Here is a 22,472-nt window from a genome sequence, read left to right on the forward strand (position 1 = left end):
GGCGGCGGTGGCCGCCGTTTTCGTTTTATGGGGTTGCCTCATGTCGCATGTCATGAATACCTATGCCCGGCTACCGGTGGCTTTCAGCCACGGCAAAGGCAGCCGGATCACCGATACCGAAGGGCGCGAGTATCTGGATGCGCTGTCCGGGATCGCGGTCAATACCCTGGGTCATGCCCATCCGAAACTGGTCGCCGCGATCGCCGCGCAGGCCGGCCGCATGCTGCACACGTCCAATCTCTACGGGATGACCGGCCAGGAACTACTGGCCGACAAGCTGTGCGCGCTGTCCGGGATGGAGGAAGTCTTCTTCTGCAATTCCGGTTGCGAAGCCAACGAGGCGGCAATCAAGCTGGCGCGTTTCTACGGCCACAAGAAGGGTATCGAGAACCCGACCATCATCGTCATGGAAAAGGCCTTCCATGGCCGTACCATGGCGACCCTGTCGGCCACCGGCAACCGCAAGGCGCAGGCCGGCTTCGAGCCGCTGGTCTCGGGCTTCGTGCGCGTTCCCTACAACGACCTCGACGCCATCAAGGCGGTGGTTGACCACAACAAGAACATTGTTGCCGTCATGCTGGAAATCATCCAGGGCGAGGGCGGCATCTACCTGGCTTCGATCGATTACCAGAAGGCACTGCGCCAGTTCTGCGACGAGCACGGCCTGCTGCTGATCTGCGACGAAGTGCAGTGCGGCATGGCGCGGACCGGCAACTGGTTCGGTTACCAGATCGCCGGCATCCGGCCGGACATCGCGACGCTGGCCAAGGGCCTTGGCTCCGGTGTGCCGATCGGTGCCTGCATGGCCAGCGGCAAGGCGGCCGGCCTGTTCGGTCCGGGTAACCACGGTTCGACCTTCGGCGGCAATCCGCTGGCCTGCACGGCGGCGCTGACGACCATCGAATGCATCGAGGAAGAGGGCCTGCTGGCCAACGCCGAGCGCATCGGTGCGCTGATCCGCCAGTTGTTTGCCGAGGCGCTCGCGGCGACGCCAGGTGTCGTCGAAATCCGCGGTCACGGTCTGATGATCGGCATCGAGCTCGACCGGCCGTGTGGTGAACTGGTGGGCAAGGCGCTGGCTGCCGGCCTGCTGATCAACGTTACCGGTGACAAGGTGGTACGTCTGCTGCCCTCCCTCAATTTCAGCGAAAATGACGCACGCGAGCTGGTTGACCGCAGCACGCCGCTGATCAAGGCTTTCCTGGCGGGCTGAGCATGAGCATCAAACACTATCTGCAATTCAAGGATTTCACCCGCGAGGAGTATGACTACCTGTTCCAGCGCACGCGCTGGATCAAGGACCAGTTCAAGTCCTACCAGAAATACTGGCCGCTTTCGGATCGCACGCTGGTGATGATCTTCGAGAAGGCGAGTACGCGTACGCGCCTGTCGTTCGAGGCCGGCATGCATCAGCTGGGCGGTTCGGCGATCTACCTGAACACCCGCGATTCGCAACTCGGTCGCGGCGAGCCGGTCGAGGACGCCGCCCAGGTCATCTCGCGCATGAGCGACCTGGTGATGATCCGCACCTTCGAGCAGGACATCATCGAGCGCTTCGCCGCCAATTCGCGGGTGCCGGTGATCAACGGCCTGACCAACGAATATCATCCATGCCAGATCCTCGCCGATATCTACACCTACATCGAGCATCGCGGCAGCATCCAGGGCAGGACCGTGGCCTGGGTCGGCGATTCGAACAACATGTGCAATACCTGGCTGCAGGCCGCCGAAGTGCTGGACTTCAACGTCCATGTGTCGACGCCGCCGGGCTATGAAGTCGAACCGGAACGCGCCGGCCTGTACGGCACGGCCAATTTCGAACAGTTTGCCGATCCGATGGACGCCTGCCGCGGCGCCGACCTGGTGACCACCGACGTGTGGACGTCGATGGGTTTCGAGGCCGAGAACGAAGAACGCCTGAAGGCTTTTGCCGACTGGTGTGTCGATGGTGACATGATGCACGTGGCCAACGCGGGTGCGCTGTTCATGCACTGCCTGCCGGCGCATCGCGGCGAGGAAGTCACCGCCGAGGTGATCGACGGGCCGCAATCGGTGGTCTGGGACGAAGCGGAGAACCGCTTGCATGTCCAGAAGGCTTTGATGGAATACCTGCTGCTCGGCCGTCTCAAGGTCTGATCGGCATTGTCAAAACGTAATTGGAAAAACAAATGAGCGACGTCAAGAAAGTGGTTCTCGCCTATTCGGGCGGTCTGGATACCTCGGTCATCCTGAAGTGGTTGCAGGATACCTACCAGTGCGAAGTGGTCACCTTTACCGCCGACCTCGGCCAGGGTGAAGAGCTTGAGCCGGCGCGCGCCAAGGCGCTGCAGTTCGGCATCAAGCCGGAAAACATTTTCATCGACGACCTGCGCGAGGAATTCGTCCGCGATTTCGTCTTCCCGATGTTCCGCGCCAACACCGTCTATGAAGGCGAATACCTGCTCGGCACCTCGATTGCCCGGCCGCTGATCGCCAAGCGCCTGATCGAGATCGCCAACCTGACCGGCGGCGATGCCATTTCGCACGGCGCCACCGGCAAGGGCAACGACCAGGTCCGTTTCGAACTCGGCGCCTACGCGCTGAAGCCGGGCGTCAAGGTCATCGCACCGTGGCGCGAATGGGATCTGCTGTCGCGCGAGAAGCTGCTGGCCTATGCCGAAACCAACGGCATTCCGATCGAGATGAAGCACAAGCAGGGCGGTTCGCCGTATTCGATGGACGCCAACCTGCTGCACATCTCCTTCGAAGGTCGCCACCTGGAAGACCCGGCGGCCGAAGCCGAGGAAAGCATGTGGCGCTGGACGGTGTCGCCGGAAGCTGCACCGGACCAGGCTGAATACCTCGATCTGGAATTCGCCAAGGGCGATCTGGTTGCCATCAATGGCCAGGCAATGAAGGCACATGAGCTGCTCGCCAAGCTCAACGAACTCGGCGGCAAGCACGGCATCGGCCGTCTCGACCTGGTCGAGAATCGCTACGTCGGCATGAAGTCGCGCGGCTGCTACGAAACCCCGGGTGGAACGATCCTGTTGCGCGCCCACCGCGCCATCGAATCGATCACGCTCGACCGCGAAGTCGCCCACCTCAAGGACGACCTGATGCCGCGTTACGCCAGCATGATCTACAACGGTTACTGGTGGAGCCCGGAGCGCCTGGCACTGCAGGCGCTGATCGACTTCACGCAGCAGACGGTCAATGGTTCGGTGCGCCTGAAGCTGTACAAGGGCAATGTCATCGTTGTCGGCCGCGACTCGAAGACGGATTCGCTGTTCGACTCGACCATCGCCACCTTCGAGGACGATGCCGGTGCCTACGACCAGAAGGATGCGGGCGGCTTCATCAAGCTGAACGCGCTGCGCATGCGCATCGCCGCCAACCTGAAGGCGAAGAAGGGGCAGGGCTAAGTCATGGAAGGTGGCACCCTGTTCGGCCTGACCGAGGAGCAGATTGCAGATTTCGGCTCAACCTGGGGTGTTGGCGCCTTCATCCTGTTCATGCTGTTCATCATCGGCGAGATCGCCTGGAAGTCGAAAGCCGGCAAGACGGGCACCTTCGTGCTCTTCTTCGTGCTGGCGTTCGGCATGGTCGGCTTCATCGCCAAATCCGTCATTCAGAAACTCTGGGGTATTTAAATGTCGCAATACGACAACGTTTCCGTGGTCAAGAAGGCCAATGTTTATTTCGATGGCAAGTGCGTCAGCCACACCGTCGTCCTGGCTGATGGTACGAAGAAAACCGTCGGCGTGATCCTGCCGTCCAGCCTGACCTTCAATACCGGCGCGCCGGAAATCATGGAAGGCGTCGGCGGTTCGTGCCGCGTCAAGCTCAAGGGCGAGTCCGAGTGGACGACCTGGGGCGAAGGCCAGTCCTTCAACGTGCCGGGCAACTCTTCCTTCGAGATTTCCGTCGCCGAAGGCGATGCCTACCATTACGTCTGCCACTTTGGATAATCGCCATGCCGAGCTTTGACTTCACCTCCGAAGCGGACATGGTGGCGTTGAAGAACGCTGTCGACATCACCATCCGTCAGATCGACAACCGTTATGACTTCAAGGGCACCTCGGCCAAGGTCGAGTTGAACGAGAAGGACAAGGTCATCACGCTGCACGGCGATTCAGATTTCCAGCTCGACCAGATCAAGGACATCCTCTTCCCCGGCATGGAGAAGAAGGAAGCCGAGAGCACCAAGCGCCTGGATCACCAGCCGGTGCAGAAGGTGTCCGGCAACAAGGTCAAGCAGGAACTGAAGATCAAGAACGGCATCGAGAGCGAGATGGCGAAGAAGATCGTGAAGATGATCAAGGATGCCAAGCTCAAGGTCCAAGCCTCGATCCAGGGCGATGAAGTGCGTGTTCAGGGCGCCAAGCGCGACGATCTGCAGGAGTGCATCGCGCTGGTCAAGAAGACGATCACCGACTTCCCGATCAAGTACGGCAATTTCCGCGATTGATTGCGGTCGACCGCAACAAAATGACAAAAAGGCAGCCGCGGCTGCCTTTTTGCTTTCGTTCCCGGGTCAGCGCTGCAGGCCGCCGATCCACACCGAATAAAGCTGTTCCGACAACTGGCGCATGACCGGCAGGCGTTCGCCGAGTTCCCCGAGCATCTGTTCCGGCGTCTGCGCGCTTGGCTGGTCGGCGACGGACAGGGCTTCGTCGGCCCACTGCTCGCACCAGGTGGCGATCATTTCCGGGGTCATCTCGACGTGACATTGCATGCCGAGGTTGGGGCCGAGTACATACATCTGGTTGGCGCAGTAGCCGTTGGCAAACAGCCGTGTTGCCCCGGGCGGGATGCTGAAGGTCTCGCCATGCCACTGGAAGACGGTGCCGGCCTTGCCCGCCAGTTCGCCGAGCCAGTGTCGGGCGATTTCATGGTCCTCGGCCAGTGCTTTGCCCCAGCCGATTTCCTTGACCGGGTTCTTCGTCACCTGGCCGCCGAGTGCCTTGCTGATCAACTGGCCGCCCAGGCAGTGACCGATCACCGGGATGCCGCGCCCGGTGGCGTCGCGGATCAGGGCACAGACCGGATCGATCCATGGCAGCGGATCATTGACGCTCATCGGCCCGCCCATGAAGCACAGGCCGGAATAATCCGCCGCCGTCGCCGGTGCCGCCTGGCCTTCGTCGATGGCGATCAGGGTCCATGGAATGCCTTGCTGCTCAAGGAATATGGCAAAATAGCCCGGACCTTCTGTGGGGGAGTGGCGAAAGATGGCAACAGGCTTCATGGCTTTGGCTCGGCTTCGGAAAACAGGCGTCAATTTTACGCTGGGTAGCCTGTGTTTTCTGTTTTCCCTCGGTTTGGGTGCGCAGGAAGTCGGTCTGGCCGGCATCATCGGCAGCAAGGCGCTGCTGATGATCAACGGCGCCCCTCCCCGTTCGGTGCCGCAGGGCAGCACGGTGGATGGGGTCAAGGTCGTGGCGGTGCAGGGCGATCAGGTGATCATTGAAATCGGTGGTCGCAAGCGGCCGCTACGCGTCGGCCAGCATGCGGTCGGCGTGATTCCCGAGGGCGGCGCGGACAAACTGGTGTTGAATGCCGACGGCCAGGGACATTTTTTCACGACCGGAGTGATCAACGGGGTTTCCGTGCGTTTCCTGGTCGATACCGGGGCCAGCATGATTTCGCTGGGCGCCAGCGATGCGCGGCGCATGGGGCTGGATTTCAATCGCGGCCAGAAGGGCATGTCGCAGACTGCCAACGGGCAGGTCGTGGTGAGCAAGATACAACTCGACAACGTACGCGTCGGCGGTGTTACCCTGCATCAGGTCGATGCAGTGATCCATCAGACGGACATGCCCATTGCCCTGCTGGGCATGAGCTTCCTGAACCGGATGGAAATGCAGCGCGACGGCAATACCATGACGCTGAAAAAGCGCTTTTAGGAGAGAGAAGAATGCCGCAACGGGATCAGGAAATCGCACTTTTGCGTGAAGAACTGGAAATGCTGATGCGCGAACGGCAGTTCCTGCTGCGCGTCGTCGGGGCCAGTGCCGCGCTGATCGCCTCGCTGGACAGCAAGCGCTTGCCGGTGGGTGCCGTCGAGGCCGCCGATGTCGTCGCCACGACGATCAACTGTCTGTCCGAGGAAACGCTGCAGGATGCGCTGTCGGCGGTCCATGCCGAGATCGAGGAGGGTTCGGCGGCAGCATGAGCATCGATCTGGATCGCCTGCGGCATTGTCTGCTGGCGGCCCCGCCCGATGGCGAGGCAGTGATCGAGGATGGCGCCGGCAGTGGCGCCCTGACCGCTGCCGCCGTGCTGTTTCCCATTGTCCTCCGCGACAATGGCTACACGGTCCTGCTCACCCAGCGGACTGCGCACCTGCGCGATCATGCCGGGCAGGTCAGTTTTCCTGGCGGCCGCGTCGAGGAAACCGATGCTACACCGCTCGATACTGCACTGCGTGAGACCGAAGAGGAAATCGGCCTGACCCGCAATCATGTCGAGGTCCTTGGTTACCTGCCCGAATACCGTACAGGCACCGGCTTTCGTGTCGTGCCGGTGGTCGGCGTGGTGACCCCGCCGTTCGACCTGCGGCCCGATCCCTTCGAGGTCGCCGAGGTTTTCGAGGTGCCGCTCTCCTTCCTGCTCGATCAATCGAATCACCAGCGGCATTCGGTGCATCTGCGGGGGGCGCTGCGCCACTATTTCGCGATGCCTTACGGCGATTATTTCATCTGGGGGGCAACTGCCGGCATGATCCGTTCGCTGACCGAAAGGCTTGTGGTATCTTGATGTCCTAGCCAAGAACAAACCGCTGCCAGCGGTACTTCTACCCCCATGAGTCTTTTTTCGTTGATCGCCGTTTTCCTGATCGAGCAATTCAAGCCGCTGGACTATCGTCGCATCGTGGCAGAGCCACTCGGCGCCTGGGCCGGATTCGTCGAATCGCGGTTCAATGCCGGCGGGCGGCACCATGGTATCGCCGGCTGGCTGGTGGCCGTCGCCCTGCCGGTCGTCCTGCTCGGCCTGCTTTACCTGGCACTGCATACGCTGAATCCGCTGCTCGGCTGGGTGCTCAATGTCGGTGTGCTCTACCTGACCATGGGTTTTCGCCAGTTCAGCCACCATTACACCGAAATCCAGCTGGCACTGCGCCTCGGCGATCTCGATCGGGCCCGCCTGTTGCTGGCTGAGTGGCAGGATCGCTCGACCCAGGGCATGAGCGCCCGGGAAGTCGCCCGCCTGTCCATCGAGGGAGCGCTGGGGGCTTCACATCGCCACGTTTTCGCCGTGCTGCTCTGGTTCATCCTGCTGCCGGGACCGTGCGGTGCGCTGCTCTACCGGCTGGCGCTGATCGTCCGCGATCGCTGGACAGCAGACAGTCCGGCGGAGCACAATGAATTCCCGGCGTTCGCCCGGCGCGTTTTCGGTATCATCGACTGGTTGCCGCTGCGCACAACCGCAGCCGCCTTTGCCGTCGTCGGCGATTTCGAGGATGCCGTTCATTGCTGGCGTACCCAGCCGGCGATGTGGCCGGATCGCGATCTTGGCATCGTCCTGGCGAGCGGCGCTGGTGCGCTGGGCGTCCAGCTGGGCGGCTCGGTCGTGGATGAAGGCGAGGTTTCTGATCGCGCCGATCTGGGGCTGGGCGATCCAGCCGATGTTGATTTCATGCAAAGTGCCGTCGGCCTGGTATGGCGGGCCACGGTGCTGTGGATGTTGTTGCTCTTTTTGTTGGGGCTTGCCAGCCTGGCAGGTTGATAAAAATTTTTACGAGGAGTTCTACATGAGCAGAGAAGTTGTCGTTCTGAGCGCGGTTCGTTCCCCCATCGGTTCCTTTGGCGGTTCCCTGGCCGACTTCGATACCAGCGAACTGGCCGGTATCGTGATGAAGGAAGCCGTGGCGCGCTCCGGTGTCGATCCCCAGCAGATCAACTACGTTACCGTCGGCACCACGATGCCGACCGATTCCCGCTACGCCTACGCTTCCCGTGTTGCTTCCATCCAGGCCGGTCTGCCGATGGAGTCCGTCGCCATGCAGGTTTCCCGCCTGTGTGCCTCCGGCCTGCAGGGCATCGTCACCACCGCCCAGAACATCATGCTGAACGATGCCGACTACGGTATCGGCGGCGGTGTCGAAGTCATGTCCAAGGCCGCCTACCTGCTGCCGGCACTGCGTTCCGGTGCCCGCATGGGTGATACCAAGGCAATCGACTCGATGGTTGCTGTCCTGACCGACCCGTTCGGCGTTGGCCACATGGGCATCACTGCGGAAAACCTGGCTGCCAAGCACGGCATCACCCGCGAAGCGCAGGACGAATTTGCCGTCGAGTCGCAGCGTCGTGCTGCTGCTGCCATCGCGGCCGGCCATTTCAAGTCGCAGATCGTGCCGATCGTCAAGCAGACCCGCAAGGGCGAAGTGGTTTTCGACACCGACGAATACGTCAAGGCTGGCACCACGCTGGAATCGCTGGCCAAGATGAAGCCGGCTTTCAAGAAGGACGGTACCGTCACCGCCGGTAACGCTTCCGGCATCAATGACGGCGCAGCCTTCTTCGTGCTGGCTGCTGCCGATGTCGCTGCCAAGGCCGGTTACAAGGCCCGTGCCCGTATCGCCGGTTACGCTGTTGCCGGCGTGCCGAACGACATCATGGGCGAAGGTCCGATCCCGGCGACCAAGCTGGCGCTGAAGAAGGCCGGCCTGACGCTGGATCAGATGGACGTCATCGAGTCCAACGAAGCTTTCGCTGCCCAGGCACTGTCGGTGTCCAAGGTGCTCGGCCTCGATCCGGCCAAGACCAACCCGAACGGCGGTGCCATCGCTCTCGGCCACCCGGTCGGCTGCTCCGGTGCCTTCATCGCCACCAAGGCGCTCTACGAACTGGAGCGTGTTGCCGGCAAATACGCGCTGGTCACCATGTGTATCGGTGGCGGTCAGGGGATCGCAGTCATCCTCGAACGCGCCTGATCCTTGTACGACATCCGCCAAAAACCCGCCGGAGCGATCCGGCGGGTTTTTTATTTGCACCAGCATGAATTCATTTGGCACCACAATGGGGCGGTGGCCTAAAACACGTTTTGCTAATTCGCTGATTCAATGTGCATTTGGGGCGTGGCACGGAATCTGCTGAATTCCATTCGAGAGCATCCTCAGTGACGAGTCCAAAATGAACTTCTATAACGAGATGTACGACGCCAACGGCGGGGTCAGGGAGCACTACAAGGGTTATGAGGCATGGCTGACGGCAACGCCGCCGGAGCGTATCGAGCGCAAGCGTGCCGAGGCCGATCTGGCCTTTCACCGGGTCGGCATCACTTTTGCGGTCTACGGCGAGGAAGCCGGAAAAGAGCGGCTGATCCCCTTCGATATCGTTCCGCGCATCATTCCGTCGAAGGAATGGAAATCGCTGGAACGCGGCATGCGCCAGCGGGTCAAGGCGCTCAACATGTTCCTGTGGGACATCTATCACGACCAGGAAATCCTCAAGGCTGGCAAGATTCCGGCCGAGCAGGTGCTGAACAATGCCCAGTACCGCGCGGTGATGCATGGCGTCGATGTGCCGGGTGGTGTCTATGCGCACATCGCCGGCGTGGACATCGTGCGTGCCGGTGAGGGTGAGTTCTACGTGCTGGAAGACAATCTGCGCGTGCCGTCCGGTGTCTCGTACATGCTCGAAGACCGCAAGATGATGATGCGGCTTTTCCCCGAACTGTTCGCCCGGCACAAGGTGGCGCCGGTGCAGCACTACCCGGACATGCTGCTGGAAAAGCTGCGTGCCGTTGCGCCGCAGGGGATTACAGATCCGACCGTCGTCGTGCTGACGCCGGGCGCCTACAACAGCGCCTATTTCGAACACAGTTTTCTGGCCCAGCAGATGGGCGTCGAACTGGTCGAGGGGCGCGATCTCTTCGTCAAGAACGAAACGGTTTACATGCGCACGACGCAGGGGCCGCAGCGCGTTGATGTCATCTATCGCCGGATCGACGACGATTTCATGGACCCGCTGGCCTTCCGCGCCGATTCCGCGCTTGGCGTGCCGGGTATCCTGAAGGCCTACCAGGCCGGCAACGTGACGCTGTCGAACGCCATCGGTACCGGTGTCGCCGACGACAAGTCGATCTACCCGTATGTGCCGGACATGATCCGTTTCTACCTCGACGAAGCGCCGATCCTGAACAACGTGCCGACTTACATGTGTCGCAAGAAGGATGACCTGGCCTACGTGCTTGATCACCTGTCGGAGTTGGTGGTCAAGGAAGTGCATGGTGCCGGCGGCTACGGCATGCTGGTTGGCCCGGCCTCGACCAAGGAACAGATCGAGCATTTCCGCCATTTGCTGATCGCCAAGCCGGAAGGCTACATCGCCCAGCCGACGCTGGCGCTGTCCAACTGCCCGACTTTTGTCGAGGAGGGCATCGCCCCACGCCACCTCGACCTGCGGCCCTTCGTGCTGTCATCGGGCAAGTGCGTGGACATGGTCCCGGGCGGCCTGACCCGTGTTGCCCTGACCAAGGGCTCGCTGGTCGTCAATTCGTCGCAGGGCGGCGGTACCAAAGACACTTGGGTTCTGGAGGATTAAGCCATGCTGAGCCGAACTGCCGATCACCTGTTCTGGATGTCGCGCTATATCGAGCGCGCCGAAAACCTTGCCCGCCTGCTCGACGTCACCTGGCAGATGTCGCTGGTGCCGCAATCCGAGGAAGCCGCCAACCAGAGCTGGGCCGCGATCATTGCCCTGAACAGCCTGGAAGAAGCCTATGCCGCCAAGTATTCTGCGGTCAACGGGGAAAATGTGCTGCGTTTCATGGTCAGCGACCATGACAACTACGCGTCGATTCACAGCTGCCTGCGCCTGGCGCGCGAGAATGCGCACGCGGTACGCGGCACGCTAACCACGGAAATGTGGGAAACGATGAACGCGACCTGGCTGGAAGCCCGGGAAAAGAGTTTCGAGCAGATCGTCAATGCCGGCATCGGCGACTACTGCGAATGGGTCAAGCTGCGTTCCTCACTGTCGCGCGGAACCACGCTCGGGACGCTGCTGCAGGACGAGGCCTTCCACTTCATCCGTCTCGGTACGCTGCTCGAACGCGCCGACAACACGGCACGCATCCTCGACGTCAAATACCATGTGCTGCGCCCGCATGGCGATGAAGGGGCGACCGATTTCTACCAGTGGGGCGCCTTGTTGCGCTCGCTTTCCGGTTTTGAGGTCTATCGCAAGGTCTATCGCGACGTGATTACGCCGGAGCGGGTCGCGGATCTGCTGATCCTGCACAGCGACATGCCGCGTTCGCTGCGATTCTGTCTCAACGGTGTGGTCAAGAACATCGAACTGGTCGCCAACAGCCATTCCGGCGAAACCCTGCGGCGGGCCGGGCAACTCTATTCGCAACTGCGCTACGGCCGCATCGAGGACATCCTGAAGGAAGGCCTGCACGAGTGGCTGACCGACTTCATGGATTGCATCTACCTGATCGGCGACGGCATCAGCAAGGACTTCCTGGTCCCGATGAGCGAGGCGGCCTGAGTCCGGTTCAGCTTGCCCTGATCAGCCCGTCTTCGCCGGTTTCCTGGCTGGAGACGGGCGCGCCCAGTGGTACCGGGCTCAGCGTATCGAGCAGTGCTGCCGCCTTGTGGGCCTGCTCGACCAGGCGGCGCAGGGCACTGAATCCGCTCATCACTTCGTCCATGCTGTCGATGTTGATCGTCCCGGCGGCGCCGGCTTCCAGCAGCCTGGCCTTGAGCGCGTGATAGTCCAGCTCGAAGCTGGCAAGTCGCTCGGCGTCCGGTAGCCGGAAATCCGGCAGCAGCGGATCCAGCTGTTCAAGCAGGCCAACCGCCTGATGCGCCAGCGCCCGGGCTTCGTCGTCCAGTGCCGCGTCAGCAATGGTCGGCAGGGCGGTATGAATCCTGCCGAGTTCGGCACTCAGTTCGTGGCAGGTATCGTAATAGCGATGAACGCGTAGCAGCGAGGCAAGATTGCGCGCGGTGTCCTGCGGCATCGGATGCCGATTTACCTCGGTGACGAAATCGACGATGGCCCGTGCCAGCGGCTGGAAGGGATCGACTTTCGGCCAGGCGGACGGGCCATCGCCATCGGGCGTGGCGCGCCGGCGTACGGTATCGAGAACGATGTTGCCCAGACGGGAAATTTCACGATGCAGCGCGTCGACCGCAAGAGCAGGCACCGCGCCGACGTTGCGGTCGATATAGCGTGGTTGGCCGATTTCCTCTTCCTGGGTGCGGAAACGGCCCTGGAGAAAACGGGCAAGACGTTCCGTCAGCGGCCACATCAGCACCACGCCAAGCAGGTTGAAGAGGGTATGGAACAAGGCCAGGCTGACCGCCGGCTGGGAACCCAGCTCCAGCCAGTCGCGTAGCATGCCGATGAGCGTCAGTAGTGCCGGCAGCAACAGCAGGGCGACGATGCCGGTCAATAAATTGAACATGACATGGGCGGTGGCGGCCCGGCGTGCGTTGGGTGTGGCGCCAATGGCGGCGAGCAGGGCGGTTGCCGTGGTGCCGATATTGGCGCCGATGACTGCTGCTGCGGCCTCGTTCATCGGCAGTACACCAGCTTCCGCCAAGGTCAGCACGATGGCCAGTACTGCAGCGGAGGCCTGCATGACCACGGTCAGCAGGATGCCAGCCAGCACGAAGGCAAGGATCGACAAGATCCCGTGCCCGGATAGCACGCTCAGGTCGAGCCCGCTGCCGCCGCCGGCAAATGCCTGCTGCAGGAAGCCGATGCCGAGAAACAGCACGCCAAAGCCGCCGATGGCGTTGCCGATTGCGCCGCGCCGGGTTTCCGCACCGGAAATGCGCAGCATGATGCCGATGCCGATCAGGGGCAGTGCCGCCGCTTCGAGTTTGAGCTTGAAACCGATGACGGCGACCAGCCAGCCGGTGAAGGTGGTGCCCACGTTGGAGCCGAAGAACACCCACAGCGATTGTCCCAGCGGCAGCAAACCGGCATTGACGAAACCGATGGTGGCCACGGTGATCGCCGTCGACGATTGCACCAGCGCCGTCGAAAAGATACCAAACAGCAGGCCGCGCAGCCGGGTCGAAGTCCATGCATGGAGCAGGCGCGCCAGCGAAGGGCCCAGCGCCAGCTTCAGCCCGTCGGTCATCATCGTCATGCCGAGCAGGAAGAGGCCGATGCCGCCAAGCATCGCGGGCAGGTTGATTCCGTCCATAACGCACCATACTGTTTGTCTGCCCATAGCGTGGCGCCAGATGTCCCCGCCGTCAAGCATTGCCACCGATGTTAGAATCCGCCGCCTGATGCCGAGCGAAGCGACGTGCCATGCAATTTGACGTGATCATCATCGGTGCCGGTGCCGCCGGCATGATGTGTGCCGCCCAGGCCGGCGCCCGGGGGCGGCGCGTGCTGCTGGTCGATCATGCCGAAAAGCTGGGCGAGCGCATCCGCATTTCCGGTGGCGGTCGCTGCAATTTCACCAACCGGACCGTCAGCGCCGACAACTACCTGTCGCAGAACCCGCATTTCTGCCGTTCGGCACTGGCCCGTTTCACCCAGCATGACTTCATCGCGATGCTGGACAAGCGTCGCATTGCCTATCACGAGCGCGAACACGGTCAATTGTTCTGCAACGATTCGGCCGAAGAGATCATCGCCATGCTGCGCGATGCCTGCGAGGATGCCGGCGTGCGCTGGGCGATGCCGTGTGCGGTGCAGGGCGTCGAACGCTTGGCCAATGACGCGGCGCTGCCTTGGCAGGTGCTCACCGACCAGGGCGCCTTCCGCAGCCAGTCGCTGGTCGTTGCCACCGGTGGCCTGGCGATCCCGAAAATCGGCGCTTCGCCCTTCGGTTATCAATTGGCCGAACAGTTCGCCATTCCCGTGGTGCCGCCGCGACCGGCGCTGGTGCCGCTGGCGCTGGCGCCGGAACTGCTCGAACCGCTGAAGCCGATGGCCGGCGCCACGCTCGATGCCAGCGCCAGTTTCGCCACGGCGGCCTTCCGCGAAAACGTGCTGATCACCCACCGCGGCCTGTCCGGCCCGGCCATCCTGCAGATTTCCAGTTACTGGCAGATGCAGGAATATCGCAGCGGCAAGAAGCTGCCGGTGGAGATCGACCTGCTGCCCGGCATCGACGCCGGTGACTGGCTGGAACAGCAGCGCCAGGGCCGCATTCATCTGCCCAACCTGCTGGCCGAACATCTGCCCCGGCGTTTCGCCCACGAATGGTGTGCGCTGGTCGGCGGCGACAAGGCCGTCAACCGGCCGATCGGCGAACTCGGCCGCCGCGACCTCGAACATATCGCCAGCCAGCTCAATGCCTGGTCGCTGATGCCGGCGGGCACGCTGGGTTTCGCCAAGGCGGAAATTACCCTCGGCGGCGTGTCGACCGCAGCATTGTCGTCAAAGACCATGGGAGCCCGGGAAGTGCCCTGCCTCTACTTCATCGGTGAAGTTGTCGATGTCACCGGCTGGCTGGGTGGCTACAATTTCCAGTGGGCCTGGTCGTCGGGCTGGGTTGCCGGGCAGTTCGCGTGAAGGTGCCGGCTGTGCATGGGGTTCAACGGGGCGGCAGGCCGCTGGCCAACAGCCGGAGCAGTTCGGCGTGGGGGATCGGGCGGGAGAACAGATAGCCCTGGCCTTCCTGGCAGCCAAGTTTTTCCAGCACCTCGGCTTGGGCGGCATGTTCGATGCCCTCGACGGTGATCGACATGTGCATCGCCCGGCTGAGTGCGACGATGGCTTCGACCACGGCGCGCTGATTTTCGCTTTCCGGCAGGCCGACGATGAAGGAACGGTCAATCTTGATGCGCTGGATCGGCAGGTCACGCAGTACGCTGAGCGAGGAATAACCGGTACCGAAGTCGTCGATGCTGACGGCGACCCCCAGATTTTCCAGTGCATGCAGTACGGACAGGCTGCGTTCGGTTGCCTGCAGTGTGCTCTCGGTGATCTCCAGTTCCAGGGCTTGTTCCGGAAATCCGGTTTCCGCGAGTACGTCGTGCAGGATGGCAATGAAATCGCTGCCGAGGAACTGGCGGGCCGAGACATTGACCGCCAGATGGAAGTCCACGCCCGCCGGCAGTGCGGCAACGAAGGGTCGCATCTCAACGCAGGCGTGCTGCAGTACCCAACGACCGAGTGGTTCGATCAGGCCACATTCCTCGGCGATGCCGATGAAGCTGGTCGGGAAAATGAGGCCGTGTTCCGGGTGTTGCCAGCGGACCAGGGCCTCGACGCCGACGATCCTGCGGCTGGTGAGATCGACGCGTGGCTGGTAATGCACCCGCAGGGCATCGGTGACCAGCGCTCGGCGCAATCCCTGTTCGACCTCCATGCGCTGTTGCGCCCGCTCAGCCATGTCGTTGGCGAAAAAGTGGTAGCGGTTGCGGCCCTCGGACTTGGCCGTGTACATGGCCATGTCGGCGGCGCGCATCAATTCCTGGCTGGTGGCACCATTATCCGGGTAGACGGCAATGCCGATGCTGCCGGTCACAGCCAGTTGCTCGTTGCCGAGCCGAACCGGCAGGCGTAGCTGTTCGAGGATCTTTTGCGCCAGCTGGGCGGCATATTCCGGATTGATGCTGCCGGCCAGGATGACGAACTCATCACCGCCCAGGCGGGCGATGGTGTCGCTGCTGCGCAGCAGCTTGCGCAGGCGTTCGCCGACGATGCGCAGCAGTTCGTCGCCGGCGGCGTGACCGAGCGTGTCGTTGATCACCTTGAAGCCGTCGAGATCGAGGAACAGCAGCAGGCAGCGCTGTTCGTTGCGCATCGCCTGCTCGATCGCCAGGCGCAGCCGGTCGTCGAACAGCAGACGGTTGGGCAGGTCGGTCAGCGGGTCGTGGTGGGCCAGGTGGTGCAAGCGTTCCTGTGCCTCGTATATGGCCGTTACGTCGGAAAAAGCAGTGACGTAGTGGGTCAGCCGGCCGGCACCGTCATGTACGACGCTGACGCTCTGCCAGGCGGGGAAAGCCTTGCCGTCCTGGCGGTGGCAGCGTACTTCACCCTGCCAGAAGCCGGGGCCGTTGGCCTGCAGGCAACTGCTGTGGCGGTCGAGCGCCGGCTTGGTGCGCAACAGGGTGTCAGGGTCATGGCCGATGGCGGCTTGTTCGCTGAATCCGGTGATGCGCGAAAAGGCGCTGTTGACAGCAACGGTACGCCGTTCGGCATCGGTGATGATGATGGCTTCTGCCGTCGTCTGGAAGACGACGCTGGACTGGCGCAGCAGGGTCTCGTTGCGGTGGCGCTGGGTGACGTCCTGGAGGATGCCGACCACCCGCCGGGCGTTGCCGTCGGCAGCGTAGGCCTTGGCGTGTGCTTCCATCAGCCGGGGTGGCGAGCTGTTGCCGGCAATCTGGAAAGTGAAGCAGACCGCCTCGCTGCTGCGCAAGGTGGTGCACAATGCAGTACTGATGCGTTCGCGGTCGTCTGCGGCGACACGGGCGAGGAAGCTGTCCCACGGTTCGTCCAGTGGCTGCGGCTGGTGGCCGAAAAGCATGCTCAGGTAACTGTCGCCTTTCAGGCGGTTGGAGCCGGCGTTCCATTCGAGCACGCCGAGGGAGGCGGCATCGAGGGCGAGTTTCAGGCGTTCTTCGCTTTGTTCGACGGCGACTTCATCCTCACGGCGGGCCAGCGCCATCTGGATCGTGGCGTGCAGTTCGCGCCCCTCGCAGGGCTTGATCAGGTAGCCGAAGGGGCGGCTGTCGAGGGCCCGGCGCAGGGTGTCATCCTCGGCATAGGCGGTCAGGAAAACGACCGGAATCTGGTGCCGGGCGCGGATGGTAGCGGCGGCCTCGATGCCATCCATGCGGCCTTCGAGGTGAATGTCCATCAGCACCAGGTCGGGCTTTTCCTCGGCCACCCGGGCGATTGCCTGCTCACCACTGGCGACCACGGCGCCGACCTGGTAACCGAAGCCTTGCAATTGGCGTTTCAGGTCGAAGGCGACGATGCGTTCATCCTCGACCAGCATCAGGTTGACCGGTATTCGGGCGGTCATGGCGCCTCCTTTGGATGGGTGTGCGGAAAGCTGATCGACATGCGAGTTCCCGTTCCGCGCGTGATTTCAGCAGTGCCGTGCAATTGTTCGACAAACAGCTGGACCAGTTGCAGGCCCAGCGACGAGCCTTGCGCCAGATCGGCATCCGGCGGCAATCCGACACCGTTGTCGCTGATGCTGAGGCGGATGCGATCAGTCGCCTTCTTGCAGAGTTCGATGACGATTTCGCCGCAACGTTCCCCGGGAAAGGCGTGCTTGTAGGCGTTGGTGACCAGTTCGTTCAACAGCAGGCCGCAGGGAATCGCACGTTCGAGATCGAGCTGCACTTCCTCTTCCGGCAGCGCCAGGCGCAGCGCGATGCGGTTGCCGCTGCTGCGGTAGCTGGCGCGGATCGACTGGACCAGGCGTTCCAGATAGTCACCCAGTTGCAGGCGGGAGAAATCCTTGCGTTCGTAGAGTAGCTGGTGGGTCAGCGCCATCGCCTTGACGCGGTTGCAGCTCTCGGCCAGGATCGCCCGCAGGCGCGGGTCGGCGGCATAGTCGGCCTGCAGGTTGAGCAGGCTGGTGATGACCTGCAGGTTGTTCTTGACCCGGTGATGGACTTCGTTGAGCAGCACGGTCTTTTCCCGCAGCGCGTCTTCCAGACGCTGCTGGGCGCGCTGGCGCTCGGTGATGTCGATGATCGACGCCAGCACCATGATGCCGGCTTCGGTGGCGATCGGGTTCAGCCCGATCTCGATGGGAAATTCGCTGCCATCGGCGCGGCAGCCGGCCAGGTCGCGGCCGATGCCCATCGGCCGTGGCTGCGGATCGCTGAAGTAACCGGCACGGAAGCCCCGATGGTGCTGGCGGAAGCGCTCCGGCACCAGGATTTCGACCGACTGGCCGATCAGCGCCGCGCGGCCGTAGTCGAACATGCGTTCAGTCTGGGCATTGACCAGCACCATGATGCCTTCCGGGTCGATCATGACCATGGCGCTCGGTGCCCACTCGACCACCCGGCGAAAGGAGTCTTCGCCAAGTTGCGGACTGCCGGGCAGCATGGGGGCGATCGGACACGACGAGCGCAGGGGCGTGGAAGGCGTGTCGGCGGGGTCGGCAGTCATGGCGAGCTCCTGGCAGGGCGAGCAGCAGGAATGGCGGGGCGGCTACAGGGAAAGCCACTGATTGGACAGTGCTTGCCGGTAAATGATTCACGCCGCATGCGCGATACTTGCGCAAGCCGCCCGCGACTGGCCGTCGTTGCTCCGGTTGATTACCGGTGAAACCAGGACGACGAGGGCTTCAGGCCCCGGCCAGCATCGCCTTGGCCACTGCTTCCGCCACCTTGATGCCATCGACGCCGGCCGAAAGGATGCCGCCGGCGTAACCGGCGCCTTCGCCGGCCGGGTAGAGGCCGCGGGTGTTGATGCTCTGGAAGTCGTCGCCGCGCTTGATCCGGATTGGCGATGAGGTGCGCGATTCGACGCCGGTGAGCACCGCGTCGGCCATGGCGAAACCGCGGATCTGCTTGTCGAAGGCCGGGATGGCCTCGCGCAATGCGTCGATGACGTAGGCCGGCGCGCAGGTGCTCAGGTCGGTCATGTGCACGCCTGGCTGGTAGGACGGATCGACCTGGCCGAGTGCGGTCGACGGCCGGCCGGCGAGGAAATCGCCGACGCGCTGGGCCGGCGCATCGTAGCTGCTGCCGCCGGCGATGAAGGCCTGGCTTTCCCAGTGGCGCTGGAAGTCGATGCCGGCCAGCGGGTTTTTACGGTAATCGCCGGGGAAGTCTTCCGGCTCGACATTGACCACCAGCGCCGAATTGGCGTTGCGTTCGGCGCGCGAATACTGGCTCATGCCGTTGGTGACGACGCGGCCCGGTTCCGAGGTGGCGGCGACCACCTGGCCGCCCGGACACATGCAGAAGCTATAGGCGGCGCGGCCGTTGGCGCAATGATGCACCAGCTTGTAATCGGCGGCACCGAGCAGTTCGTTGCCGGCGCTGGGACCGAAGCGGGCGTGGTCAATCAGCGTCTGCGGGTGTTCGATGCGAAAACCGATGGCGAATGGCTTGGCTTCGACATAGACGCCGGCTTCGTAAAGCATCTGGAAGGTGTCGCGGGCGCTGTGGCCGATCGCCAGCACGACGTGTTCGCTGGCAATCTGCTCGCCGCCGGCCAGTTCGACACCACGGACCTGGTGATTGTCGATGATGATGCGGTCGACCTTGCTGCCGAAGCGGATTTCACCGCCCAGCCCGGTGATCGTCGCGCGCATGTTCTCGACCATCTTGACCAGCCGGAAGGTGCCGATGTGCGGCTTGCTGACGTACATGATCTCTTCCGGCGCGCCGGCCTTGACGAACTCGGCCATGACCTTGCGCCCGAGGAAGTTCGGGTCCTTGATCTGGCTGTACAGCTTGCCGTCGGAAAAGGTGCCGGCGCCGCCCTCGCCGAACTGGACGTTCGATTCCGGATCGAGCACGTGCTTGCGCCACAGGCCCCAGGTGTCCTTGGTCCGTTCGCGCACGGCCTTGCCGCGTTCGAGGATGATCGGCCGGAAACCCATCTGCGCCAGCAGCAGACCGGCGAGCAGGCCGCAGGGGCCGGTGCCGATGACCACCGGCCGCATCTGCAGACCGGTCGGCGCCTGGGCGACATGACGGTAGGTCATGTCCGGGGTCGGCACGACATGGCGGTCATCGTGCAGGCGTGCCCGCACCGCGTCTTCGTCACGCAGCGTGACGTCGATCTGGTAGATCAGCACGATCGCCGATTTCTTGCGGGCATCGTGGCTGCGCTTGAAGATCGTGAAATCGAGCAGCTCGGTATCGGCAATGCCAAGGCGCTGGCAGATAGCCGGGCGCAATGCGTCGGCAGTGTGATCGAGCGGCAGTTTGAGTTCGGTCAGGCGCAGCATGGCGGATCAGCGGCTCTTGAAAGGCTTGTGGCAGTTCTGGCAGGTTTCATAAACGGCCTGGTAGGCGCTTTCGACCTGGGTCGGCGCCTTGTCCTTGCGCTGCGCGGCGACGAGCAGCGCATCGGTGGCGACGAAGAAGGCCTGGCGTTCGCGCTCGAATTGTTCCGGCTCGCGCCACACCTTGTCGGTGGCCTTGGTCGGCGGATAGTTGGTGTCCGGCCCGAAATGCGCCCACGGTGCTTCCCGCCGTTCGACCAGTTGCGTGGCCAGGGCGAGGAACTTGTCCGCGTCGTAGCGCTTCTCGCGCAGCATCACGCCCATTGGCTCGAAGGTCTTGATGATTTCCTTGAACGCGGTCTGCCGGGTTTTGACCGGCTGGCCGGGGCGGGTGTCCTCGACTTCGCCGCAAGCGGCGAGCAGGAGCAGCGATGCCAGGGCAAGCGCTTGAAATTTCTTGGTTTTTTGCATTTGAGCGAGTCGGGGAAATCCTTGGGGAAGGCCGGATTATACCCGCCCGCATGGCGCATCCCGATGCCCGACGCGCTTTCTACCAGGCGCGCGCGCCCTTCAGGTAGCTGCGGGTGGTGGCCGGTCGGCTGACGCTTTCTGTCGGCGCCGCAGTTTCCACGGCAGGAGTCTCGGCGGCGAGCGGCAGCAGGTGGTCGCGCAGGCGCAGCACCAGGACCAGCAGGTCCTCGTCCTCGGCCGCATCCTCTATTTCGTTCAGGCGCTGGCGGGCATAGGCCGGTTCCCGGGTCAGGCGTTCCAGGTCGACCGATGCGCCCAGGTTGCGTTTCACCTGCAGCTTGAAGCGTGCCAGCAACTGGGCCATTTCCATCTGCTTGTCCATTGGCGCTATCTCCATGTCGAAAACGATGGACTGAAGTAGCGAAAATCATGCCTGATGTTGCAATGCAATATAGGATTTTAAAAACAGGGGCTTGGGTATTCGTCCATTGGTTTGGAAGGGTTTTTGTTGTCTTGGTGTGGTGCGGTCAACGCCCGGAAATGGCCGGTTTTGGTGCGCTGCGGTATTGCTCAGAGCATGCCGCGCTCGCGAATGAAATCGATCACCGTCGGCAGGCCGTGGCCGGTTTTCAGGTTGGTGAAGACGAAAGGACGTTCGCCGCGCTGGGCCTTGGCGTCGGTCGCCATGACTTCCAGCGAGGCACCGACCATCGGCGCCAGGTCGATCTTGTTGATCACCAGCAGGTCGGACTTGGTGATGCCGGGGCCGCCCTTGCGCGGAATCTTCTCACCGGCGGCGACGTCGATGACGTAGATGGTCAGGTCGGAGAGTTCCGGCGAGAAAGTCGCCGCCAGGTTGTCGCCACCGGATTCGACGAGGATCAGCTCGACGCCGGGGAAGGCACGCTGCAGCCGGTCGACCGCTTCGAGGTTGATCGAGGCGTCCTCGCGGATCGCCGTGTGCGGGCAGCCGCCGGTTTCGACGCCGATGATCCGCTCCGGTGCCAGCGCCGAGTGATTGACCAGGAACTTGGCGTCCTCGGCGGTGTAGATGTCGTTGGTGACCACGGCCATGTCGATCTGCTCGCGCAGCGCCTGGCACAGGGCGAGGGTCAGGGCGGTCTTGCCGGAACCGACGGGGCCGCCGATGCCGACTCTGAGGGCTTGTTTGCTCATGTTTTTCCTAGGATCTGAAGAGACGGGAGTATTGGGTTTCGTGGCGGGCGCAGGCAATGGCGAAGGCCGGCGTGAAGTTCGACCATTCGCTTTCCGGCAGTTTCAGCGCGTCGACCGCAATATCCGGGATGCGCCCGCCGAGTTCGGCAAGCAGGCGCTGGCCGCTGGCCTGGCCGAGCGGCACTGCCTTCAGCGCAGCCATCACCTGGTTTTCCGCCCACGACCATAAATATGCGGTCAACGCCGCCGACGGCTCGATTTTCCATGCCGCGGCAATGCCCGACCAGCCGGTCGGAAAAGCGAGTTCGCCGAGGCCGGCCAGTGTTTCTTCCACGGTCGACAGCCCGGGATCGCGCAAATCGCGCACCAGCCGGTGCAACGAAAACCCCATCTGGGCCGTTTCCGCACGCAGTTCGGCGGATTCGCGACTGGCCAGGAATTCGGCGTTAAGGCGGGCAATTTCAGCGTTGTTTGCTGCGGTCCACGCATTCATCAGCGCAAAAACCAGCGGCGCTTCGTAGCGGCCGATGCCGTGTGCGAGCAGATCGGCAATCCAGCGTCCGGCACTGGCTTCATCGCGGATGACGCCAGCTTCGACCGCCCATTCCAGGCCTTGCGAATAGGTGTAGGCGCCGACCGGCAGTGCCGGGCTGGCCAGTTGCAGCAGGCGGGCGAGTTGGAGCGCCGGAGGCATATTACGGTTTCGCTGCCGCGTCTAACGGTGCTTCGTACGCTCGATCTTGACAGTACTTCAACGCTTTTCGCCCCGAGGGAACACCGTTTTTCATGTTTTTTGGGGCAATTGATGTGGTGTTTGACTCAGCTGCCATAATTTCACTAATCAGTTGTTCCGCTAATTTGCGCAGTTCATGGTCGTCTGATTGTGCTGCTACGGTATTTAGCTTGTTAACGATGCGGGCTCTTGGTGCCATCATTCCCAACGCTTCTATAGTTTCGCGATACCAATTTTTCCGACTCATTGAATT

General features: G+C 62.7%; 24 protein-coding genes. 14 read left to right on the plus strand and 10 right to left on the minus strand.

The genetic code is table 11. The annotated features are described in order from the left end of the window. Positions 1-40: 40 nt before the first annotated feature. Genes BJN45_RS16500 through BJN45_RS16525 form a run of 6 tightly spaced genes read left to right on the plus strand, consistent with a single transcriptional unit; the run spans position 41 to position 4,450 of the window. Positions 41-1,213, plus strand: a complete 1,173-nt coding sequence (locus BJN45_RS16500) for an aspartate aminotransferase family protein (protein ID WP_076097248.1) — start codon at positions 41-43, stop codon at positions 1,211-1,213. Positions 1,214-1,215: 2 nt separating this feature from the next. Next, positions 1,216-2,136: an ornithine carbamoyltransferase gene (argF, locus tag BJN45_RS16505; protein WP_076097250.1), complete on the plus strand. Its 921-nt coding sequence runs from the start codon at positions 1,216-1,218 to the stop codon at positions 2,134-2,136. Positions 2,137-2,168: 32 nt separating this feature from the next. Continuing rightward, the gene (locus BJN45_RS16510; RefSeq protein ID WP_076097252.1) at positions 2,169-3,404 is read left to right on the plus strand and encodes an argininosuccinate synthase; all 1,236 of its coding nucleotides are present in this window, start codon (positions 2,169-2,171) and stop codon (positions 3,402-3,404) included. 3 nt (positions 3,405-3,407) lie between these two features. Beyond that, entirely contained in the window at positions 3,408-3,632 is a 225-nt protein-coding gene (locus BJN45_RS16515; protein ID WP_076097254.1) for a DUF2788 domain-containing protein, read from the plus strand. Beyond that, entirely contained in the window at positions 3,633-3,950 is a 318-nt protein-coding gene (locus tag BJN45_RS16520) for a pyrimidine/purine nucleoside phosphorylase (RefSeq protein WP_076097256.1), read from the plus strand. Positions 3,951-3,955: 5 nt separating this feature from the next. Next, positions 3,956-4,450: a YajQ family cyclic di-GMP-binding protein gene (locus tag BJN45_RS16525; protein ID WP_076097258.1), complete on the plus strand. Its 495-nt coding sequence runs from the start codon at positions 3,956-3,958 to the stop codon at positions 4,448-4,450. Between the two features lie 66 nt (positions 4,451-4,516). Here the strand turns inward: BJN45_RS16525 and BJN45_RS16530 are convergent, their stop codons facing one another. Continuing rightward, the gene (locus BJN45_RS16530) at positions 4,517-5,230 is read right to left on the minus strand and encodes a type 1 glutamine amidotransferase (RefSeq protein ID WP_076097260.1); all 714 of its coding nucleotides are present in this window, start codon (positions 5,228-5,230) and stop codon (positions 4,517-4,519) included. Here BJN45_RS16530 and BJN45_RS16535 point away from each other — a divergent pair. From BJN45_RS16535 to BJN45_RS16565, 7 genes are all read left to right on the plus strand, one after another. Beyond that, positions 5,214-5,888, plus strand: coding sequence for a retropepsin-like aspartic protease family protein (locus tag BJN45_RS16535; RefSeq protein ID WP_240494603.1), 675 nt, complete (start codon positions 5,214-5,216; stop codon positions 5,886-5,888). The genes BJN45_RS16530 and BJN45_RS16535 overlap by 17 nt on opposite strands. 11 nt (positions 5,889-5,899) lie before the next feature. Next, positions 5,900-6,157: a hypothetical protein gene (locus tag BJN45_RS16540; protein ID WP_076097262.1), complete on the plus strand. Its 258-nt coding sequence runs from the start codon at positions 5,900-5,902 to the stop codon at positions 6,155-6,157. After that, a complete protein-coding gene (locus tag BJN45_RS16545; RefSeq protein WP_076097264.1) occupies positions 6,154-6,741 on the plus strand; it encodes a CoA pyrophosphatase in 588 nt (195 codons plus the stop codon). The genes BJN45_RS16540 and BJN45_RS16545 overlap by 4 nt, the downstream gene beginning before the upstream one ends. A gap of 45 nt (positions 6,742-6,786) precedes the next feature. Next, entirely contained in the window at positions 6,787-7,710 is a 924-nt protein-coding gene (locus tag BJN45_RS16550) for a CobD/CbiB family protein (protein WP_076097266.1), read from the plus strand. A 25-nt stretch (positions 7,711-7,735) separates the two neighbouring features. After that, positions 7,736-8,917 (plus strand): acetyl-CoA C-acyltransferase family protein, encoded by a 1,182-nt coding sequence (locus BJN45_RS16555; RefSeq protein ID WP_076097396.1) that lies wholly within the window; start codon positions 7,736-7,738, stop codon positions 8,915-8,917. Positions 8,918-9,116: 199 nt separating this feature from the next. Continuing rightward, positions 9,117-10,529: a circularly permuted type 2 ATP-grasp protein gene (locus tag BJN45_RS16560; RefSeq protein ID WP_076097267.1), complete on the plus strand. Its 1,413-nt coding sequence runs from the start codon at positions 9,117-9,119 to the stop codon at positions 10,527-10,529. A 3-nt stretch (positions 10,530-10,532) separates the two neighbouring features. Further along, positions 10,533-11,480: an alpha-E domain-containing protein gene (locus tag BJN45_RS16565; protein ID WP_076097269.1), complete on the plus strand. Its 948-nt coding sequence runs from the start codon at positions 10,533-10,535 to the stop codon at positions 11,478-11,480. 7 nt (positions 11,481-11,487) lie between these two features. Here the strand turns inward: BJN45_RS16565 and BJN45_RS16570 are convergent, their stop codons facing one another. Then, the gene (locus tag BJN45_RS16570; protein WP_076097271.1) at positions 11,488-13,152 is read right to left on the minus strand and encodes a Na/Pi cotransporter family protein; all 1,665 of its coding nucleotides are present in this window, start codon (positions 13,150-13,152) and stop codon (positions 11,488-11,490) included. A 110-nt stretch (positions 13,153-13,262) separates the two neighbouring features. On the opposite strand from BJN45_RS16570, the gene BJN45_RS16575 reads away from it, so the two are divergent. Beyond that, positions 13,263-14,477, plus strand: a complete 1,215-nt coding sequence (locus tag BJN45_RS16575; RefSeq protein ID WP_076097273.1) for an NAD(P)/FAD-dependent oxidoreductase — start codon at positions 13,263-13,265, stop codon at positions 14,475-14,477. A 22-nt stretch (positions 14,478-14,499) separates the two neighbouring features. On the opposite strand, the gene BJN45_RS16580 is transcribed toward BJN45_RS16575, so the two are convergent. The 8 genes from BJN45_RS16580 to BJN45_RS17700 all read right to left on the minus strand — a co-directional run bounded on the left by BJN45_RS16580 (position 14,500) and on the right by BJN45_RS17700 (position 22,466). Beyond that, the gene (locus tag BJN45_RS16580; protein ID WP_076097274.1) at positions 14,500-16,941 is read right to left on the minus strand and encodes a two-component system response regulator; all 2,442 of its coding nucleotides are present in this window, start codon (positions 16,939-16,941) and stop codon (positions 14,500-14,502) included. Further along, a complete protein-coding gene (locus BJN45_RS16585) occupies positions 16,938-18,047 on the minus strand; it encodes a sensor histidine kinase (RefSeq protein WP_205750622.1) in 1,110 nt (369 codons plus the stop codon). Before BJN45_RS16585 ends, BJN45_RS16580 begins: the two co-directional genes overlap by 4 nt. Before the next feature lie 178 nt (positions 18,048-18,225). After that, positions 18,226-19,842, minus strand: a complete 1,617-nt coding sequence (locus BJN45_RS16590; protein ID WP_076097278.1) for an NAD(P)/FAD-dependent oxidoreductase — start codon at positions 19,840-19,842, stop codon at positions 18,226-18,228. A 6-nt stretch (positions 19,843-19,848) separates the two neighbouring features. Beyond that, complete coding sequence (locus BJN45_RS16595) at positions 19,849-20,310, minus strand: c-type cytochrome (protein ID WP_076097280.1); 462 nt, start codon at positions 20,308-20,310, stop codon at positions 19,849-19,851. 79 nt (positions 20,311-20,389) lie between these two features. Further along, positions 20,390-20,692 (minus strand): hypothetical protein, encoded by a 303-nt coding sequence (locus tag BJN45_RS16600; RefSeq protein WP_083651384.1) that lies wholly within the window; start codon positions 20,690-20,692, stop codon positions 20,390-20,392. Positions 20,693-20,880: 188 nt separating this feature from the next. Next, positions 20,881-21,486, minus strand: coding sequence for an urease accessory protein UreG (gene ureG / locus BJN45_RS16605; protein ID WP_076097281.1), 606 nt, complete (start codon positions 21,484-21,486; stop codon positions 20,881-20,883). Positions 21,487-21,493: 7 nt separating this feature from the next. Continuing rightward, entirely contained in the window at positions 21,494-22,180 is a 687-nt protein-coding gene (locus tag BJN45_RS16610; protein WP_076097283.1) for an urease accessory protein UreF, read from the minus strand. Position 22,181: 1 nt separating this feature from the next. Continuing rightward, the gene (locus BJN45_RS17700; RefSeq protein WP_139326374.1) at positions 22,182-22,466 is read right to left on the minus strand and encodes a hypothetical protein; all 285 of its coding nucleotides are present in this window, start codon (positions 22,464-22,466) and stop codon (positions 22,182-22,184) included. Positions 22,467-22,472 lie beyond the last annotated feature (6 nt).

It is taken from the genome of Azonexus hydrophilus (genome assembly GCF_001956855.1).
Lineage (GTDB): Bacteria > Pseudomonadota > Gammaproteobacteria > Burkholderiales > Rhodocyclaceae > Azonexus > Azonexus hydrophilus_A.